18 protein-coding genes are annotated in these 19,541 nt (G+C 55.4%); 11 read left to right on the top strand and 7 right to left on the bottom strand.

The genetic code is table 11. From position 1 onward, the window contains the following. The first annotated feature begins 224 nt into the window (after window positions 1–224). From ACMYSL_RS04835 to idi, 6 genes are all read left to right on the top strand, one after another. Window positions 225–1,625, top strand: coding sequence for a nucleobase:cation symporter-2 family protein (locus ACMYSL_RS04835; RefSeq protein WP_181484949.1), 1,401 nt, complete (start codon window positions 225–227; stop codon window positions 1,623–1,625). Window positions 1,626–1,640: 15 nt separating this feature from the next. After that, window positions 1,641–2,957 carry a guanine deaminase gene (guaD, locus tag ACMYSL_RS04830; protein ID WP_112216520.1) on the top strand — a complete coding sequence of 439 codons (1,317 nt, stop codon included), beginning with the start codon at window positions 1,641–1,643 and terminating at the stop codon, window positions 2,955–2,957. A gap of 32 nt (window positions 2,958–2,989) precedes the next feature. Beyond that, window positions 2,990–4,357 (top strand): guanine/hypoxanthine transporter GhxQ, encoded by a 1,368-nt coding sequence (gene ghxQ, locus ACMYSL_RS04825; protein WP_434661587.1) that lies wholly within the window; start codon window positions 2,990–2,992, stop codon window positions 4,355–4,357. Between the two features lie 86 nt (window positions 4,358–4,443). Next, entirely contained in the window at window positions 4,444–5,889 is a 1,446-nt protein-coding gene (locus ACMYSL_RS04820) for a nucleobase:cation symporter-2 family protein (RefSeq protein WP_181484947.1), read from the top strand. A 1-nt stretch (window position 5,890) separates the two neighbouring features. Next, the gene (locus ACMYSL_RS04815; RefSeq protein ID WP_228288593.1) at window positions 5,891–6,013 is read left to right on the top strand and encodes a hypothetical protein; all 123 of its coding nucleotides are present in this window, start codon (window positions 5,891–5,893) and stop codon (window positions 6,011–6,013) included. Between the two features lie 132 nt (window positions 6,014–6,145). After that, on the top strand, window positions 6,146–6,694 hold the full coding sequence (gene idi, locus ACMYSL_RS04810) for an isopentenyl-diphosphate Delta-isomerase (RefSeq protein ID WP_182234844.1): 549 nt from the start codon (window positions 6,146–6,148) through the stop codon (window positions 6,692–6,694). Between the two features lie 42 nt (window positions 6,695–6,736). Here the strand turns inward: idi and lysS are convergent, their stop codons facing one another. The 5 genes from lysS to xerD form a co-directional block, all read right to left on the bottom strand. Then, on the bottom strand, window positions 6,737–8,254 hold the full coding sequence (lysS, locus tag ACMYSL_RS04805) for a lysine--tRNA ligase (RefSeq protein WP_434661585.1): 1,518 nt from the start codon (window positions 8,252–8,254) through the stop codon (window positions 6,737–6,739). Between the two features lie 9 nt (window positions 8,255–8,263). Continuing rightward, window positions 8,264–9,362 (bottom strand): peptide chain release factor 2 gene (gene prfB / locus ACMYSL_RS04800; RefSeq protein ID WP_181484944.1). Its coding sequence is split into 2 segments (ribosomal slippage): window positions 8,264–9,286 and window positions 9,288–9,362, totalling 1,098 coding nucleotides; the frame shifts between segments, so codons are not numbered across the junction. A gap of 85 nt (window positions 9,363–9,447) precedes the next feature. Then, complete coding sequence (gene recJ / locus ACMYSL_RS04795; protein WP_434661584.1) at window positions 9,448–11,181, bottom strand: single-stranded-DNA-specific exonuclease RecJ; 1,734 nt, start codon at window positions 11,179–11,181, stop codon at window positions 9,448–9,450. Between the two features lie 5 nt (window positions 11,182–11,186). Then, window positions 11,187–11,900 carry a bifunctional protein-disulfide isomerase/oxidoreductase DsbC gene (gene dsbC / locus ACMYSL_RS04790; protein WP_181484942.1) on the bottom strand — a complete coding sequence of 238 codons (714 nt, stop codon included), beginning with the start codon at window positions 11,898–11,900 and terminating at the stop codon, window positions 11,187–11,189. A 23-nt stretch (window positions 11,901–11,923) separates the two neighbouring features. Beyond that, window positions 11,924–12,820, bottom strand: a complete 897-nt coding sequence (xerD, locus tag ACMYSL_RS04785) for a site-specific tyrosine recombinase XerD (RefSeq protein WP_181484941.1) — start codon at window positions 12,818–12,820, stop codon at window positions 11,924–11,926. A 121-nt stretch (window positions 12,821–12,941) separates the two neighbouring features. Between xerD and fldB the strand changes: the two genes are divergently transcribed. Continuing rightward, window positions 12,942–13,463: a flavodoxin FldB gene (fldB, locus tag ACMYSL_RS04780; RefSeq protein ID WP_182234854.1), complete on the top strand. Its 522-nt coding sequence runs from the start codon at window positions 12,942–12,944 to the stop codon at window positions 13,461–13,463. Between the two features lie 8 nt (window positions 13,464–13,471). Here the strand turns inward: fldB and ACMYSL_RS04775 are convergent, their stop codons facing one another. Both ACMYSL_RS04775 and sdhE read right to left on the bottom strand, forming a co-directional pair. Then, the gene (locus ACMYSL_RS04775) at window positions 13,472–13,882 is read right to left on the bottom strand and encodes a protein YgfX (protein ID WP_434661583.1); all 411 of its coding nucleotides are present in this window, start codon (window positions 13,880–13,882) and stop codon (window positions 13,472–13,474) included. Next, a complete protein-coding gene (sdhE, locus tag ACMYSL_RS04770; protein WP_110276703.1) occupies window positions 13,863–14,129 on the bottom strand; it encodes an FAD assembly factor SdhE in 267 nt (88 codons plus the stop codon). Before sdhE ends, ACMYSL_RS04775 begins: the two co-directional genes overlap by 20 nt. A 244-nt stretch (window positions 14,130–14,373) precedes the next feature. On the opposite strand from sdhE, the gene ygfZ reads away from it, so the two are divergent. From ygfZ to ACMYSL_RS04750, 4 genes are all read left to right on the top strand, one after another. Further along, window positions 14,374–15,357 carry a tRNA-modifying protein YgfZ gene (ygfZ, locus tag ACMYSL_RS04765; RefSeq protein WP_182234856.1) on the top strand — a complete coding sequence of 328 codons (984 nt, stop codon included), beginning with the start codon at window positions 14,374–14,376 and terminating at the stop codon, window positions 15,355–15,357. A gap of 260 nt (window positions 15,358–15,617) precedes the next feature. After that, entirely contained in the window at window positions 15,618–18,416 is a 2,799-nt protein-coding gene (gene dagR, locus ACMYSL_RS04760; protein WP_434661581.1) for a transcriptional regulator DagR, read from the top strand. A 120-nt stretch (window positions 18,417–18,536) separates the two neighbouring features. Next, window positions 18,537–18,962 carry a PTS sugar transporter subunit IIA gene (locus ACMYSL_RS04755; protein WP_182234860.1) on the top strand — a complete coding sequence of 142 codons (426 nt, stop codon included), beginning with the start codon at window positions 18,537–18,539 and terminating at the stop codon, window positions 18,960–18,962. A 12-nt stretch (window positions 18,963–18,974) separates the two neighbouring features. Continuing rightward, window positions 18,975–19,460 carry a PTS system mannose/fructose/N-acetylgalactosamine-transporter subunit IIB gene (locus tag ACMYSL_RS04750; RefSeq protein ID WP_434661580.1) on the top strand — a complete coding sequence of 162 codons (486 nt, stop codon included), beginning with the start codon at window positions 18,975–18,977 and terminating at the stop codon, window positions 19,458–19,460. Window positions 19,461–19,541 lie beyond the last annotated feature (81 nt).

Genomic DNA, 19,541 nt, shown 5'->3' with positions numbered 1-19,541 from the left:
TCGCCTCCGGGAAGATTCTGCGGTCTTCCTCCCGGGGGCGGCGCAAAGCGCCTTGCCCGGGCTACGGGATCTCAGACGACTTAAGTGATTCAATCAATATTAAATGCCGTCTGTGGATTGAGAACCGCCTTTCTCAGGGCCTCCTGCGCCCAAAATTCGCAGAATTTAATTTCACTGATTCAGATGATCAAATTTGCTTATACCCAAATAGAGGGAGTAAAGGGATGTCTGATATAAACCGCACAGGTTCCGATCTGATTTATGAACTGGAGGATCGCCCCCCTTTTCACCAGACGATTGTGGGAGCGATTACCCATCTGTTGGCCATTTTCGTTCCCATGGTCACCCCCGCTCTGATCGTAGGGGCAACGCTACAACTCTCTGCGGAAACCACCGCCTATCTGGTTTCGATGGCGATGATCGCCTCCGGGATCGGCACCTGGCTACAGGTGAACCGCTACGGCATCGTCGGCTCCGGATTACTGTCGATACAGTCGGTGAACTTCTCGTTTGTCACCGTGATGATCGCGCTTGGCAGCGGGATGAAAAGTGACGGTTTTCATGAAGAGCTGATTATGTCCTCGCTGCTCGGCGTGTCGTTTGTCGGCGCGTTTCTGGTGGTCGGCTCCTCTTTTATCCTCCCCTATCTGCGCCGGGTCATTACACCTACCGTCAGCGGTATTGTGGTGCTGATGATTGGCCTGAGCCTGATTAAAGTCGGCATTATTGATTTCGGCGGCGGCTTCGCGGCAAAGAGCAGCGGCACCTACGGTAATTACGAAAATCTCGGTGTGGGTTTACTGGTCCTGATGGTGGTGATTGGCTTCAACTGCTGCCGTAGCCCGCTACTGCGCATGGGGGGGATCGCCATCGGCCTGGGCGTGGGCTACGTGGTGTCGCTGTGCCTGGGAATGGTCGATTTCAGCGGCATGAAAAACCTGCCGCTGGTGACTATCCCAATCCCCTTTAAATACGGTTTTCATTTCAGCCTGCATCACTTTCTGGTCGTCGGCACCATTTACCTGCTGAGCGTGCTGGAAGCGGTTGGCGATATCACCGCTACGGCGATGGTGTCGAGACGCCCCATCCAGGGTGATGAGTACCAGTCGCGCCTGAAAGGCGGCGTGCTGGCGGACGGGCTGGTCTCGGTCATCGCCTCCGCGCTTGGCTCCCTGCCGCTCACCACCTTCGCGCAAAACAACGGGGTTATCCAGATGACCGGCGTCGCCTCGCGCTATATCGGGCGCACTATCGCCGTCATGCTGGTGATCCTCGGCCTGTTCCCGACCATTGGCGGCTTCTTCACCACCATCCCCTCGGCGGTACTGGGCGGTGCGATGACGCTGATGTTCTCGATGATCGCTATCGCCGGGATCCGCATCATTATTTCCAATGGCCTGAAGCGCCGTGAAACGCTGATCGTCGCCACCTCTCTCGGGCTGGGGCTTGGCGTCTCTTACGATCCGGAAATCTTCAAAATCTTACCCGCCTCAATTTATGTGCTGGTGGAAAACCCCATCTGCGCAGGCGGACTGACCGCAATCCTGTTGAATATCATTCTTCCGGGCGGCTATCGGCAAGAGGACGTCTTGCCCGCAGCCGATTCATTGGAAGAAGCGGATTAACTGTAAGGAGTTCACATGTCAGGAGAACACACGCTAAAAGCCGTGCGTGGTAGCTTTATCGATATCACGCGCACCATCGAACATCCCGAGGAGCTCGAATCGGCGCTGCGGTTTATCGAGGATGGATTGCTGTTGATTCGCGAGGGCAAAGTCGAATGGTTTGGCGAATGGGAAAAGGGAAAACATCGGGTTCCTGAGGCCATCCGGGTCCGCGATTATCGCGGCAAGCTGGTGATTCCGGGATTTGTCGATACCCATATTCACTACCCGCAGAGCGAGATGGTTGGTGCCTATGGCGAACAGCTGTTGGAGTGGCTGAACAAGCACACCTTCCCCACCGAACGGCGCTATCAGGACCTGGAATATGCGCGCGAAATGTCCTCTTTTTTCCTCAAGCAGCTACTGCGTAACGGCACCACCACCGCGCTGGTCTTCGGCACCGTGCATCCGCAGTCGGTAGACGCCCTGTTTGAAGCCGCCAGCCATATCAACATGCGCATGATTGCCGGCAAAGTGATGATGGACCGCAACGCGCCAGAGTATCTGCTGGATGATGCCGAAAGCAGCTACCAGCAAAGCAAAGCGCTGATTGAACGCTGGCACAAAAATGGTCGCCTGCTGTATGCCATCACCCCGCGCTTCGCCCCAACCTCAACGCCGCAACAGCTGGCGATGGCGCAACGTCTGCGCCAGGAGTATCCCGACACCTGGGTACATACGCATCTGTGTGAAAACAAAGATGAAATTGCCTGGGTTAAAGAGCTCTATCCCGATCATGATGGCTACCTTGACGTCTATCACCAGTATGGTTTGACCGGTAAAAACTGCGTTTTCGCCCACTGCGTACATCTGGAAGAGAAAGAGTGGGATCGCCTGAGCGAAACCGACTCCAGCATCGCTTTTTGCCCCACCTCAAATCTGTACCTCGGCAGCGGGCTGTTCAATTTGCAAAAAGCCTGGCGTAAGAAAATCAAGGTCGGGCTGGGCACCGACATCGGCGCAGGCACCACCTTCAACATGCTACAAACGCTAAACGAAGCCTACAAAGTGGTGCAGTTACAGGGATATCGGCTCTCGGCCTATGAGGCGTTCTACCTGGCGACTCTCGGCGGCGCGAAAGCGCTGGGGCTTGACCACCTGATTGGTAATTTCACACCGGGCAAAGAGGCCGACTTTGTGGTGCTGGAGCCGACGGCGACGCCGTTGCAGCAGCTACGCTACGACAACTCGGTGTCCCTGGTCGACAAGCTGTTCGTGATGATGACGCTGGGCGACGATCGTTCTATTTATCGTACCTATATTGATGGCCGCCTGGTGTATGAGCGCACCTGACGAAACCCTTCTATTCTGCTGAGGACATGACTATGTCTGGAGATACTCTGCCTACCCCGGATGCATCGCAGCCCCGCGGTGCGCTGGATACCTGGTTCAAAATTTCGGCTCGCGGCAGTACGGTTCGCCAGGAAGTGCTGGCGGGACTCACCACCTTTCTGGCGATGGTCTATTCGGTCATCGTGGTGCCCGGCATGTTGGGAAAAGCGGGTTTCCCGCCTGCCGCCGTGTTTGTCGCCACTTGCCTGGTCGCAGGCTTCGGTTCACTGCTGATGGGGCTGTGGGCAAACCTGCCAATGGCCATCGGCTGCGCCATTTCCCTGACCGCCTTTACCGCCTTTAGCCTGGTGCTGGGGCAGCACATCAGCATTCCCGTCGCATTGGGCGCGGTTTTTCTGATGGGGGTAATTTTCACCGCCATTTCGGTCACCGGGGTGCGCACCTGGATCTTGCGTAACCTGCCGATGGGTATCGCTCACGGTACCGGCATCGGTATTGGGCTGTTTCTGCTGCTCATTGCAGCGAACGGTGTCGGCATGGTGATAAAAAACCCACTGGAAGGGCTGCCGGTGGCGCTCGGATCGTTTACTTCCTTTCCGGTGATCATGAGCCTGTTGGGTCTGGCGGTAATTTTTGGTCTGGAAAAAAATCGCGTCCCCGGGGGGATCCTACTGGTCATTATTGCCATTTCAATTATCGGCCTGATTTTCGATCCCGCCGTTCAGTATCACGGCCTGGTCGCGATGCCCAGCCTGAGCGGTGAAGATGGTAAGTCACTGATTTTTAGTCTCGATATCATGGGGGCGCTACAGCCCACCGTACTTCCCAGCGTTCTGGCTCTGGTAATGACCGCCGTATTCGACGCCACTGGCACTATCCGCGCCGTGGCCGGGCAGGCAAATCTGCTGGATAAAGACAACCAGATTATCAACGGCGGCAAAGCGCTGACCAGCGACTCCATTAGCTCCGTATTCTCCGGCCTGGTCGGTGCCGCCCCTGCCGCGGTCTATATTGAATCCGCCGCAGGAACCGCCGCCGGAGGGAAAACCGGCCTGACGGCGACCATCGTCGGCCTCCTGTTCCTGTTAATTCTGTTTTTATCGCCGCTGTCGTATTTGATCCCCGGCTACGCCACCGCGCCCGCGCTGATGTACGTGGGGTTATTGATGCTAAGTAACGTCTCGAAGCTCGATTTTGATGACTTTATTGATGCGATGTCCGGGCTGGTCTGCGCGGTATTTATCGTCCTGACCTGCAATATCGTCACCGGCATTATGCTGGGTTTTGTCACCCTGGTTGTCGGGCGCGTCTTCGCTCGCGAGTGGCAAAAACTGAATATCGGCACCGTGATTATCACCCTCGCCCTGGTGGCATTCTATGCCGGAGGGTGGGCGATTTAAGTGCCAGATGTGATGGGTCGAAAGGTTCACCATTTTACCGCCCGGTAACCGATTTTGGCGCGTGCCGGGTTCAAGGAGAAATACACATGAGCGCCATAGATTCTCAACTTCCACCTCCCGCCGAACCCGGCGGCACCATCGACGAGGTTGACCGCATCTTATCGCCGGGAAAGCTGGTCGTCCTCGGGCTACAGCATGTACTGGTGATGTATGCGGGCGCAGTGGCAGTGCCGCTGATGATCGGCGACCGGCTCGGGTTGAATAAAGAGGCCGTCGCGCTGCTGATTAGCTCCGATCTGTTTTGCTGCGGCGTGGTTACGCTGCTGCAATGCATTGGGATTGGTCGCTTTATGGGCATTCGTCTGCCAGTGATTATGTCGGTGACGTTTGCCGCCGTAACGCCGATGATCGCCATAGGGATGAATCCGGACATTGGCCTGCTGGGGATTTTTGGCGCAACCATTGCTGCAGGCATCATCACCACCTTACTGGCACCGCTTATCGGGCGCTTAATCCCGCTGTTTCCTCCGCTGGTTACCGGTGTGGTGATTACCTCTATCGGCCTGAGCATTATCCAGGTCGGCATCGACTGGGCCGCAGGGGGAAAAGGGAATCCGCAGTACGGCGATCCGGTTTATTTGGGTATTTCATTTGCCGTGCTCGTTTTTATCTTATTAATCACCCGCTTTGCCAAAGGTTTTCTGTCCAACGTCGCCGTATTGTTAGGCATTATTTTCGGCTTTGCGCTGTCGTGGATGATGAATGAGGTTAACCTCTCCGGTCTGCAGGACGCCTCGTGGTTTGCCATCGTCACGCCTATGGCCTTCGGTATGCCGGTGTTTGATCCGGTATCGATTCTGACCATGACGGCGGTGTTAATCATCGTCTTTATCGAATCGATGGGCATGTTCCTCGCCCTCGGGGAGATTGTCGGTCGCAAACTGTCTTCGCAGGATATTATCCGCGGACTGCGCGTTGATGGCGTGGGCTCGCTGATTGGCGGCTTATTTAATAGCTTTCCCCATACGTCATTTTCACAAAACGTCGGACTGGTCAGCGTGACCCGGGTATACAGCCGCTGGGTGTGTATTGCCTCTGGGGTGATTTTGATTCTGTTTGGCATGGTGCCCAAAATGGCTGTGCTGGTGGCATCGATCCCGCAGTTTGTTCTGGGCGGAGCCGGTCTGGTGATGTTTGGCATGGTGCTGGCGACGGGGATTCGCATTCTGTCGCGCTGTAACTACACCACCAATCGCTACAACCTCTATATTGTGGCGATCAGCCTCGGCGTGGGCATGACGCCAACATTGTCACACGATTTCTTTTCTAAACTACCTGCCGTACTCCAGCCGCTGCTGCATAGCGGTATTATGCTGGCCACCGTTAGCGCCGTGGTGCTTAACCTCTTCTTCAATGGTTATCGCCACCATACGGAACTGGCGCAAGAAACGGCATCCTCGGGTGGAAAAGTCCGTACGGTACGCATGTGGTTGCTGCTGCGAAAGCTAAAAAAGAGCCAGCGGGAGGAGTGATATGAATATCTTACTGCGCTGTATGATTAGCCTTTTCTTACTGATGCTGATGGCGATCCCTGCCGTTTCTGACGGTATTGCGTTAGGCATTGAAAGCCGATTTCACTTTCTGCTGCTTTTTTAAGCATCTCACTTCAAGCAGTTCCGTTTCTGTTACGGGACTGCTTCCCCCTATCGGTTAAATAGTCCGAAGTGTTAATTATTCCGTCGCATTAAGGCTTATAATAGCGAGTGCTTAAGATTCTTGGTGGACACTATGCGACAGGAACATGTCATCTTGCTGGATGAGCAAGATAAGCCTTCAGGTATGCTGGAGAAGTATACCGCTCACACCCTCGACACCCCGCTACACCTCGCGTTTTCCTGCTGGTTGTTTAATGAACATAGTCAGCTGCTGGTCACCCGACGTTCGCTGGCTAAAAAAGCCTGGCCCGGCGTGTGGACTAACTCGGTTTGCGGGCACCCGCAAACGGGCGAAACGTTTGAGCAGGCCGTTGCGCGCCGCTGCCGCTTTGAGCTGGGCGTCGATATCCACAGCATAACGCCTGTTTATCCTGAATTTCGCTATCGGGCCGTGGCGCCAAACGGTATTGTCGAAAATGAAGTCTGCCCGGTGTATGCCGCCCGAAGAGCCAGCCCGCTACAGATAAATCCTGATGAAGTGATGGATTTCCAGTGGTGCAATCTTGAAGATGTTTTCAGCGGGATCCGCGCCACGCCGTGGGCTTTCAGCCCGTGGATGGTGATGCAGGCTGCGGATGATAATGCGCGTAACGCATTGATAAATTTTAGCCGTCAGGCATAAAAAACCCCAGCTCTGCTGGGGTTTCGTTTATTACGGTAATGCTTATTTTACCGGACGCATCGCCGGGAACAGGATCACGTCGCGGATGGTGTGGCTGTTGGTAAACAGCATGACCATACGGTCGATACCAATACCCAGACCCGCAGTCGGCGGCAGGCCGTGCTCCAGCGCGGTCACGTAGTCTTCGTCGTAGAACATCGCTTCGTCATCACCAGCGGCTTTCGCGTTTACCTGATCCAGGAAGCGCTGCGCCTGGTCTTCTGCGTCGTTCAGTTCGCTGAAGCCGTTACCGATTTCACGCCCGCCGATAAAGAATTCAAAGCGGTCGGTGATTTCCGGGTTCTCGTCGTTACGACGCGCCAGCGGAGAGACTTCTGCCGGGTATTCAGTAATGAAAGTCGGCTGAATCAGGTGCGCTTCCGCTACTTCTTCGAAGATTTCGGTCACGATACGGCCCAGGCCCCAGCTCTTCTCAACGTGAACGCCGATAGATTCAGCAATGGCTTTCGCAGAGTCGAAGTTATCCAGGTCCGCCATCTCGGTTTCCGGGCGATATTTCTTAATCGCTTCGCGCATGGTCAGTTTTTCAAACGGCTTGCCGAAATCGAAGGTCTGATCGCCATAAGGCACCGCAGTGTTGCCGAGGATATTCTGCGCCAGGGTGCGGAACAGGGATTCGGTCAGCTCGATCAGATCTTTATAGTCCGCATAAGCCATATAGAGTTCCATCATGGTGAACTCTGGGTTATGACGAACGGAGATGCCTTCGTTACGGAAGTTACGGTTGATTTCGAATACGCGCTCGAAGCCGCCGACCACCAGACGCTTCAGGTACAGTTCCGGCGCGATACGCAGGTACATGTCCATATCCAGGGCATTGTGATGAGTGACAAACGGACGGGCAGATGCGCCGCCAGGGATCACCTGCATCATCGGGGTTTCCACTTCCATAAAGTTGCGGCCAACCATGAACTGACGGATGCCAGCCAGGATCTGCGAACGAACTTTAAACGTGTTGCGGGATTCATCGTTGGAGATCAGGTCCAGGTAGCGCTGACGATAGCGCGCTTCCTGATCCTGCAGGCCGTGGAATTTGTCCGGCAGCGGGCGCAGGGCTTTGGTCAGCAAACGCAACTCGGTGCAATGGATAGAGAGTTCACCGGTTTTGGTTTTGAACAGCTTACCGCGTGCAGCGATGATGTCCCCGAGGTCCCATTTCTTGAACTGCTCGTTGTAGACGCCTTCCGCCAGATCGTCACGCGCAACGTACAGCTGAATGCGGCCACCAACGTCCTGCAGCGTAACGAAAGAGGCTTTACCCATGATACGACGGGTCATCATGCGGCCAGCAACGGCGACTTCAACGTTCAGCGCTTCCAGCTCTTCGTTTTCTTTCGCATCGAAGTCAGCGTGCAGTTGATCAGAGGTGTGGTCACGACGGAAATCATTCGGGAACGGGAGACCCTGCTCACGCAGTGCGGCCAGCTTCTCACGACGGGCTTTCAGTTCATTATTAAGGTCAATTGCCGCGTCAGCGCCCTGTGCTTGTTGTTCAGACATGTTGGTTCCTCATAACCCTGCTTTCAAACTTGCTTCGATAAATTGATCCAGGCTGCCGTCCAGCACTGCCTGAGTGTTGCGGGTTTCCACCCCGGTGCGCAGATCTTTAATGCGGGAATCGTCCAGCACGTAAGAACGGATCTGGCTGCCCCAGCCGATGTCGGATTTGGTATCTTCCATCGCCTGCTTCTCGGCATTTTTCTTCTGCATTTCCAGTTCATAAAGCTTGGCTTTCATCTGCTTCATGGCCTGGTCTTTGTTCTTGTGCTGTGAACGGTCGTTCTGGCATTGGGTGACCGTATTGGTTGGAATATGGGTGATACGCACCGCAGATTCCGTACGGTTAACGTGCTGACCGCCCGCACCGGATGCGCGGTAAACGTCGATACGCAGATCCGCCGGGTTGATTTCGATATCAATATCGTCATCCACTTCCGGGTAAACGAACGCAGAGCTGAAAGAGGTGTGGCGGCGGCCGCCGGAATCGAACGGGCTCTTACGCACCAGGCGATGGACGCCGGTTTCGGTACGCAACCAGCCGTAGGCGTAATCGCCGATAATCTTAATGGTGACGGACTTAATGCCCGCCACTTCGCCTTCAGACTCTTCGATAATCTCGGTTTTAAAGCCGCGCGCTTCGGCCCAGCGCAGATACATACGCGTCAGCATGCTGGCCCAGTCCTGCGCTTCTGTACCGCCGGAACCGGCCTGGATATCCAGATAGCAATCGGCGCTGTCGTATTCACCGGAGAACATGCGGCGGAATTCCAACTGCGCGAGTTTCTCTTCCAGCACGTCGAGTTCAGCAACGGCTTCGTTGAAGGTCTCTTCGTCGTCGGCTTCAACGGCCAGCTCCAGCAGACCGGAAACGTCTTCCAGACCCTGGGACATCTGATCCAGCGTATCCACGATGGCTTCCAGCGAGGAACGTTCTTTGCCCAGCGCCTGTGCGCGCTCTGGCTCGTTCCACACGTCCGGCTGTTCCAGCTCGGCGTTTACTTCTTCGAGACGCTCTTTCTTAGCATCGTAGTCAAAGATACCCCCTAAGAACGTTCGAGCGCTCTGTGAGGTCCTGAATGCGGTTATTTACCGGATTTATTTCAAACATGGTCGGTTTCTTTTAATGGATTCGTCAAAATGCGGTGATAAGAGCGGAATTCTACCGGATTCGCGCTCCCATTAATATACTGTTGTCAATTTGGCCAGAGGTGGTCAATGATCAGCTGCAGGCTGCGGTTGCCGCGGAACTCATTGATATCAAGCTTGTAGGCAAGCTGGACTTCGCGCACGCCGTTATCTGGCCAAATGGAAGTATCGACATTAAACGCGATACCATCCAGCAGCGGGCCGCCGCCAACCGGTTCAACCATCACTTTCAGGTGACGTTCGCCGACCAGGCGCTGCTGCAAAATGCGAAAATGACCATCAAACAGCGGTTCGGGGAACATTTGCCCCCAGGGGCCCGCATCGCGCAGCATTTGAGCGACTTCCATGCTCATTTCAGCCGCTGCTAACGGGCCGTCGGAAACCACTTCCCCTTGCAATAGCGCGGGGTCGAGCCACTCGGTCACCAGTTCGCCAAAGCGCTGCTGAAACTCATCAAAGCGCGCCTCTTCCAGCGACAGTCCTGCCGCCATGGCGTGACCGCCGAACTTCAAAATCATGCCAGGATAGAGCGTATCCAGGCGCTCCAGCGCATCGCGCATATGTAGCCCCTGAATCGACCGACCGGAGCCTTTTAGCAGTCCGTCTCCGGTGGGCGCAAAAGCGATGACCGGGCGGTGAAAACGCTCTTTAATACGTGAAGCCAGGATGCCGACCACGCCCTGGTGCCACTGCGGGTGGTACATCGCCAGCCCGCCGGGCAGCGTCTCGCTGCTGCGCTCCAGCTTTTCACATAAGGTCAGCGCTTCCGCCTGCATCCCCTGTTCAATCTCTTTGCGCGTCTGGTTTAGCGCATCCAGTTCATTCGCCAGCACCCGCGCTTCGCCGGTACTCTCGCACAGCAGCAATGCGACGCCGACGGACATATCATCCAGCCGTCCGGCCGCATTAAGGCGTGGACCGAGAGCAAAACCGAGATCGCTGGCCGCCAGCTTTTGCGGGTCGCGATTAGAGATTTCCAGCAGCGCCTTAATACCCGGACGGCATTTACCCGCCCGAATGCGGCTCAACCCCTGCCAGGTCAAAATACGGTTGTTGGCATCCAGCGGCACCACATCCGCCACGGTGCCAAGCGCCACCAGGTCGAGTAAGTCAGCCAGATTCGGCGGCGCGATGCCGCGTTCCTCAAACCAGCCTTTATCACGCAGGAAAGTGCGCAGCGCCAGCATCAGATAAAAAGCTACGCCAACCCCGGCCAGCGATTTCGATGGGAACTCACAGTCACGCAGGTTTGGGTTAATGATTGCTTCCGCTGCTGGCAGCGTGTCGCCAGGCAGGTGGTGATCGGTCACCAGCACCGGAATGCCCAGAGCATGGGCATGATCGACGCCAGCATGTGATGAGATACCGTTATCAACGGTCATAATCATCTGCGCGCCGCGGGCATGAGCCTGATCGACCACTTCCGGGCTCAGGCCGTAACCGTCTTCAAAGCGGTTAGGCACCAGATAGGAAACGTTGCCGTAACCCAGCGCGCGCAAGGCGAGCACGCTCAACGCCGTACTGGTGGCGCCATCGGCGTCAAAATCGCCAACTACCACGATGTGCAGTTGTTGCTTAAATGCGCCGTAGAGCATTTCTACCGCTTTTTCGACGCCGGTCAGTTGCGCCCACGGCAGCATGCCTTTCACGCCGCGTTCCAGCTCCTGCGCACTGCGCACGCCCCGGCTGGCGTACAGCCGTTGCAGGAGCGGAGGAAGGTCTGGAGGTAAGTCGACGTCGTCAGCCGCCTCTCGGCGGCGTAGTTGTATCTGTTGTTTCACGCGAATCAGTTACCGCTTGTCTGTTTTTGATGCTCATCGAGGAGCGCTTTCAGGTCTTTAGGATCGCGATAGCCCGGCATAAGGGTCCCGTCGCTCAACACCATCGCAGGGGTGCCGTTAACACCAAGCTGCACGCCAAGCGTGTAGTGTTTAGCGATATCAACATCGCAGCTGGCAGCCTCTACGGCTTTGCCGCTCATGGCGTTATCCAGCGCTTTGTTAGGATCTTTGGCGCACCAGATAGCCTTCATATTCTGCTCGGCTTCGCTTTGCAGTCCCTGGCGCGGGAAGGCCAGGTAGCGCACGGTGATACCCAGCGCGTTGTAGTCGCTCATCTGCTCATGCAGCTTGTGACAATAGCCACAGGTAATGTCGGTGAAGACGGTGATGACGTGTTTTTCCTGCGGCGCTTTGTAGACAATCATCTCTTTTTCCAGCGCGTTGAGCTTACCGGCCAGCAACGTGTTGGTAACGTTTACCGGCTGCGCGCCGCTGACATCGTACATCGGCCCCTGGATGATGTGCTTACCATCATCGGTGACGTACAGAACGCCGCTATCCGTCAACACGGTGCTGATGCCCTTGACCGGAGAAGGTTGCACGTCCGTGCTCTGCACACCCAGCTTTGCCAGCAGCTGCTTAATCGCCGCGCTATCGGCATGTGCTGCACCGGATAAGGTGGTCGCCAGCAGGGTGAACATCAGTAAACCTTTTTTCATACTCAATCCTTTTTATTCAGCGCTCACGCACGCGGGTGATGCTGTTGATGAAGTTGTCGCAGACGCTCGGTCGCCACGTGGGTGTAGATCTGCGTTGTGGAGAGATCGCTGTGTCCTAACAGCATCTGCACCACGCGTAAGTCCGCGCCATGGTTAAGTAAATGCGTGGCGAACGCATGGCGTAACACGTGCGGGGAGAGCTTTGCGCTGTCAATCCCCGCCAGTACGGAATAGTGTTTAATCCGATGCCAGAACGTCTGGCGCGTCATCTGCTGCGCGCGCTGGCTGGGAAAAAGCACATCGGACGCCACGCCGTTCAGCAGCCAGGGACGCCCGTACTCAAGGTAATTCTCAACCCACAGTACCGCCTCTTCGCCTAACGGTACCAGTCGTTCTTTATTGCCTTTACCAATCACGCGCACAACACCCTGGCGCAGGCTGATGTCGCTCATGGTCAGACCCACCAGTTCTGAGACGCGCAGACCCGTCGCGTACAGTACTTCCAGCATCGCTTTATCGCGCAGCTCCAGCGGTTGCTCCACCAGCGGTGCCTGCAGCAGGCGTTCAACCTGGGCTTCGCTCAGATCCTTGGGCAAACGCTGCGGCAGCTTTGGCGATGCCAGCAGCGCGCTTGGATCATCCGGGCGGATTTTTTCCCGATAAAGATGCTGAAAGAAACGACGTACGGCGCTCAGTAAGCGCGCAGTACTGGTGGCTTTATAGCCGCCGGTCTGGCGCTCCGCCAACAGCGACTGGAGATCCTCGCCGCTAACGCTGGCAAGCGACAGCTCGCGATGATGCAGCCATTCGACCACCATCGTCAGATCCCGGCGGTAGGCGCTTAGCGTGTTCTCCGCCAGATTACGCTCCAGCCATAAAGCATCGAGAAACTGCTCGATTTGTGCGAGATCCTGTTTCACATCGGCCTCTTTGCTTATCAAAACGGCGTCATTATACCCTAAATAATTCGAGTTGCAGGCTGGCGCAGCCTTTCTGGTAGACTAAGCACAAAGTCACAACAAGAATTGAGACATTTTTGCGATGAACATAGGTCTTTTTTACGGTTCCAGCACCTGCTACACCGAAATGGCGGCGGAAAAAATCCGCGATATCATCGGCCCTGAACTGGTGACGCTGCACAACCTGAAAGATGATTCCCCTGCCCTGATGACGCAATATGACGTGCTGATCCTCGGCATTCCAACCTGGGATTTCGGTGAAATCCAGGAAGATTGGGAGGCCGTCTGGCAACAGCTCGATACGCTGGATCTGCAAGATAAGATCGTCGCGCTATACGGTATGGGCGACCAATTAGGCTACGGCGAATGGTTCCTTGATGCACTGGGTATGCTGCACGACAAGCTGGCAACCAAAGGCGTGAAGTTCATCGGCTATTGGCCAACTGAAGGCTATGAGTTTACCAGTCCGAAACCGGTTATCGCCGACGGGCAGCTGTTTGTTGGGCTGGCGCTGGATGAAACTAACCAGTACGACCTGAGCGATGAACGCATCCAGAGTTGGTGCGAGCAAATCCTCGGCGAAATGGCTGAGCAGTTCGCCTGAGGCTTGACTTAATCTTGCGCCGATTTCTGTAACACCAGTCGGCGCAGGTCGCGCCACTCTCCCGCGTCCATACTATCTGCTGCGACCCACAGATGCTGGGTACGGTGGTTTTTTATATCCCGCAGACGCAGCAGCATTCCGCTATTGATCACCCATGGGGTACCGACGATTTCCCACTCCGCTTTTTGCCAGCGCAGTCGGGAGTCCATCAGCAGTTTTATTTCGCCCTGACGGGCGTGAATCCGCCTCTGGCTGCGCACGCAGTCAAACACCACCAGCGACAGCAGTATCAGCCATAACGGGGTGTAGCTGAGCGGCCAGGGCATCAGCAGCACGAGTGCCGCCACAACACCATGCAGCAGCAGTGAGAACCACTGCGCTCGCCATGAGATGCGTAAATCAGATTGCCACAGGACCACGTTCCCGATTCCGTATCTGAATTAATTTTACCATCCGTTGCAGTTCCGCATCAGCCGGTTCACCATGGTTCATTAACCAGTTGAACAGGTCCGGATCGTCGTTTTCCAGCAGGCGGATGAACAACAGCTTGTCGCCATCGCTGAGCGTATCGTACTCGTACTCAAAAAACGGCATGATGGAGATATCGAGTTCACGCATCCCCCGGCGACACGCCCAGTGGATACGAGCTTTATTGTTAATATCCATGTTTTACTTCCTACTTATAAATATTTCTTAGTTTAACCCGTTTTCGCCACTGACTTCACAGGAATATCAAGATTCGCGAGCGCGCCTCCATGAAAACCCTAAAATTATCAGGTCTTTCATTATTTCCTGCGGTATAGCTTCCCACCATTGAGGGCACAAATGGCTTGCCGAAAGCGCTTGCATTGCACTCTAGCTCTTTTACCATTAGTCACACACTCTGCGTTAAGCTATTCGGGATATGACTATGGCTTTTACACCTTTTCCTCCGCGTCAGCCTTCCTCTTGCGCGCGTCTTCCGTTAACGCTGATGACGCTGGATGACTGGGCGCTGGCGACGATTACCGGTGCGGATGGCGAAAAATATCTGCAAGGGCAGATTACCGCTGATATCAGTCAACTAACCAACGAGCAGCACCTGCTTGCCGCGCATTGCGATGCTAAAGGCAAGATGTGGAGCAATCTGCGCGTTTTCCGCCGTAACGAGGGGTTTGCGTGGATTGAACGCCGCAGCCTGCGCGACGCGCAATTGACTGAACTGAAAAAATACGCGGTGTTCTCTAAAGTGACGATCGCCGCCGATGATGAACTGGTGCTGCTGGGCGTCGCCGGTTTCCAGGCCCGTGCCGCGCTGGCACCGCTGTTTAGCGAACTGCCGAATGCCGATAAACAGGTTGTCAGTGAAGGATCCACCAGCCTGCTGTGGTTTGAGCATCCGGCCGAGCGTTTCCTGCTGGTGACCGATGAGGCAACCGCCACCCGCGTCACCGAGGCCCTACGCGGTGAAGCGCAGCTTAACAACAGCCAGCAGTGGCTGGCGCTGAATATTGAAGCCGGACTGCCGGTTATCGACAGCGCCAACAGCGCACAGTTTATTCCGCAAGCGACTAACCTTCAGGCATTGGGCGGCATCAGCTTTAAGAAAGGCTGCTACACCGGTCAGGAAATGGTTGCCCGCGCAAAATTCCGCGGTGCCAACAAGCGTGCTCTGTGGTCCCTGGCGGGGAAAGCCAGCCGCGTGCCGGAAGCCGGGGAGGATCTTGAGCTGAAAATGGGTGAAAACTGGCGTCGTACCGGCACCGTTTTAGCCGCCGTGCAGTTAGACGATGGTCGCCTGCTGGTGCAGGTGGTGATGAATAACGATATGGAGCCGGACAGCGTATTCCGTGTGCGCGATGATGCCGGTAGCCTGAGCATCGAACCGCTGCCGTATTCGCTGGAAGAAGGTTAAGCCTCAATTAAGCCGTCTCCCCGGAGGCGGCGCAATGCGCCTGTCCGGGCTACCGGACAGCAGACAGCTGTGAACTTGTAGCCGGCCATAATAGTAGCTCCACCGGGGAATCTCCCGAAAACGATACCGCCTCCCTGCAGTCTCTCAACGGCCATATCCGTCTTTGAGCTAATGCACCATCTCTGGCCCCAGGCCACTTTCATGCATAGCAGAATAGTGTATGTTCTGAACAATCATTTATTTCTTAAGCGGTAAAGAGAATGAGACGGATTGAGGTAATACAGGGAGAGCTGGCGCGGCTGACGAGCGGCTTGAGTCTTGCAGATTTAGCGCAGGAGACGGCGTTTACGGCAGAAGCCATCGGCTTTAACCTTGGGCTGGCGCGTAACTCAGTGAGTAAAGATCTCAATCAGTTGTGGAGCGACGGTTTGGTCATTAAGAGCCGTGGCCGTCCGGTATTCTTCCTGCACCGTCAAGCGGTAGAAACGCTGCTAGGACGCACGCTGGAGGAGTCCGAGCGTGAAGTGCGCACGGTTGCCGATCTGCTCCCCCATCAGGAAGACCACTCGACTGATGACCCTTTTAGCGGCCTGATTGGTTATGACCGTAGTCTGCGTGACGCGGTGGAAAAAGGCCGCGCTGCGGTACTTTATCCCCACGGGTTGCATGTGCTGTTGACCGGCCCTTCCGGCGTTGGCAAAACCTTCTTTGCCGAACTGATGCATCGCTTTGCCTGCGAACATGCAACGGGAACTGCGCCGCCGCTGGTCTACTTTAACTGTGCAGAATATGCCCATAACCCGGAACTGCTCTCCTCGCACCTGTTTGGTCACCGTCAGGGCGCATTTACCGGAGCAAACGAGAATAAACCCGGTTTGGTTGAACAGGCCGATGGTGGCTATCTACTGCTTGATGAGGTCCACCGTCTGCCGTATGAAGGGCAGGAAAAGCTATTCTCCATTCTCGACAAAGGCCAGTATCGCCCTCTCGGCTCAAGCGCCACTGCGCGCTCAATTTCGGTACGCCTGATTTGTGCAACGACTGAACCGGTCAGCTCGGCGCTGTTGCGCACCTTCCAGCGGCGTATTCAGGTCTGCATCGATCTGCCCGGTATTCGCCAGCGCTCGGTGGAAGAGCAGGTTGAATTGATTGTCGGTTTCTTACAGCGTGAGAGCCGTAAAATCGAGCGCACAATAAGCATCGACAAAACGCTGCTGCTCTGGCTGTTAAATAAACCGCTGGAAGGCAATATTGGCCAGCTCAAAAGTGATATTCAGTTCCTGTGTGCCCAGGCGTGGGCATCAGGGATGACGGAGCATAGCGATACGCTACAGTTGGATAAACGGCTGGCGGAGATGCCGTTTAACGCCACGCCGGAGCAGCGTCTGCTGGTCGATACGCTATTTGACGGTAAAGAGCGGCTAAGTGTTGATGCGCGCACGCTGCCGGCGTTGAAAACCTCGCTGGCGACGGGAGCGGAGATTGAAGAGAGCGATCTCTTTTACAGCTTCCTGACTCGCGAATATGTCAATCTGCGCAACAGCAACGTTCCGCCAGCTGAAACGCTGGCAATCCTGAAAAACAAGCTCAGTTCAATTTTTGAATATGGTCTCTACAGCCGCGACAATATTGCCCATCCGCCGCGCTATGGCGATCAGATTGAGGAGCGCGTGACGCTGCTGATTGGCTGCGTAGAGCAGGTACTGGGTTTTACGCTGCCTGAAAACCTGGTGAATCCGCTGCGTAAGCACTTTCTGGCGCTGATTGGCTACGTGCAGCGTGGTCTTATCCCGCAGCTTTACTCCTCCAGCCTGATCCTCGACCGCTGTAAAGATGAATACGACAACGCCACGCTGCTGTGTCGAAAAATCAACGAGCTACTGCATATCCAGTGCCCGGCGACGGAAGTGGTCTGGCTATGCCTGTTCCTGAAGGAGTGTCGACATTACCGCCAGCGCATCGACGCCAGCCCGGACTGCGGGGTGATTTTGATTGCCCATGGTTCGACGACGGCCACCAGCCAGGCGCAGTACGTGAACCGGGTGCTGGAGCGCGAGCTGTTTAGCGCCATTGACATGCCGTTTGAGCAGTCGGTGCATGACACCCTCGAAACGTTAATCCAGATGATCCAGGCCCGACGCTGGCAGCGGCTGATATTGATGGTAGATATCGGTTCACTGGTGCATTTTGGCAGTACTATCAGCAAGCTATTTCAGATTGATGTACTGCTGATGCCCAATATCACGCTGACCAGCCTGCTGGAGTTAGGGCTGGATTTAAGCTATGAAACCAGCGAGTTACCACAGTTGGCGGCGTTAATGCAGAGTAAAGATATCCCCTGCCAGCTCTGCACGCCGCAGCAGGAGAACGGCGGTAAAGTACTGGTAATCTCCTGCATTACCGGCATGGGCACGGCGGAGAAAATCAAAAAGGTGCTGGAGGAAAGCTTTGGCGAACTGATGTCAGAGGACACGCGGATGGTGATCCTCGACTACAACGAGGTGCGCAGTCTGGAGCGGGTCCAGCAGGCGATTAACCCCAGCGAACGGCTGGCGGGAATTGTCGGCACCTTCCAGCCCGGTCTGCCGGATATTCCGTTTATCTCGCTGGAAGAATTGTTCTCCGAACAGGGGCCGGAGCTGGTGCTAAGCCTGCTGACACCGGATCTCTCAAGCAGCGAACGCCGCCTGGAGATGGAGCGCAGCGCGATGCGTTTTATCAGCGCGCTAACCATGGAAAGCATCATCAACCATATTTCGGTGCTCAATCCTCAGCGCATTCTCAAAGAGATGGAAGGCGTGCTCAACCATCTGACCACCTCGCTTTCGCTGAAACCGAGCCGCCAGGTGACACTGCGCTTCCTGATCCACTGCTGCTGTATGGTCGAGCGTATCGTGATTAACCGCAAACCGTTACAGATGTCGCTGGAGAACAAGCCCGATCTGGATGCCCGGGCGTTTAGTGTCATTAAATCCGCCTTCCTGCCGATCGAAGAGGCTTATGCCATCCGTTTATCCGACGCGGAATATTTTTATATCTACGAACTGTTGTATCGCTAACCCCTTATCTGGCGTGGCTCTGCGCCTCGCCAGCCCTCTCTTCTCCCCCACGTGACACAAATTCTGGCACAGCCTTTGCTCTTACTACGTGTGTAAACGTAATAGAGCCAGGAGGCCATTTTGACTACCACTGAACCCTTGTCCCAAATCCTGCTGCTGACGCATGGCGGCTGGGGGCAACAGCTTTGCAACAGCCTGTGCATGGTGACGGGCGAAATCAAAGGCGTGACGGAAATTGCGCTGATGCCCGTCGATACGCTGGGCGAATTTTACCAGCGTGTCGAAGCCGTTGTGAAAACCATGCCGGAAGGCTCACTCATTCTGACCGATTTTGTTGGCGGTACCACCTCAAACGTGGCGGCGCGACTGAGTGCAGATTATCCGGTGGCGGTGGTTTCCGGGCTAAATGCCTCGCTGTTGCTGGAGGCGCTGGACAGGCGTGAAGAGGGGCCGCTCTCTGCCTGCGTGGCCGAGCTGGTGGAAGCCGCACGCAGCAGCTGTCTGGACGTTGTCGCCCACGTTCGTCAATTACAACAACCACAATAAGGGAAAAATATTATGGCTAACATCGTGTTATGTCGCATCGACAGCCGCCTGATTCATGGACAGGTGGTGACAAAGTGGGTCGGACAATCTCAGGCCAACCGGATTGCGGTAGTCAGTGATGAGCTGGACGCCGATCCGTTTATGAAAAACATCTATCTGATGGCCGCGCCGCCAAACATTAAAGTGGATTGCTACAGCAATCAGAGCTTTGCGGCATCGTGGAAAGAAAATCAGCTTGGCGATGGCAATGTGCTGGTGCTGTTCCCTTCTCTGGCGGCGATTCAGGAAGCCGTACAGCTGGGGGTTGATGTCTCCGCCATTCAGGTGGGTGGTTTAGGCGGCGGACCAAACCGCAAAGTCGTTTTCCAGAACATCACGCTGGATGAAAAAGACGTTGGCATTCTTAACGACCTGAAAAGTCGCGGGATTAAGGCAGTATTCCAGACCATTCCGGAAGATAAGCCGCAGTCTCTGGACGATATCCTGAAAAAATTCTAACCATTTAACATACACAAAATCATTCTGGATGCATCGAGGCGGCAACTGAGTGAATCCCCTGGAGCTTACTAAAGTAAGTGA

Origin of the sequence: Klebsiella sp. MISC125, assembly GCF_051131775.1 — a bacterium.
In the GTDB taxonomy this organism is placed as follows: domain Bacteria; phylum Pseudomonadota; class Gammaproteobacteria; order Enterobacterales; family Enterobacteriaceae; genus Klebsiella.
Note: the sequence above shows the minus strand (reverse complement) of the source record. Positions and strands in the feature narration are given on the sequence as shown.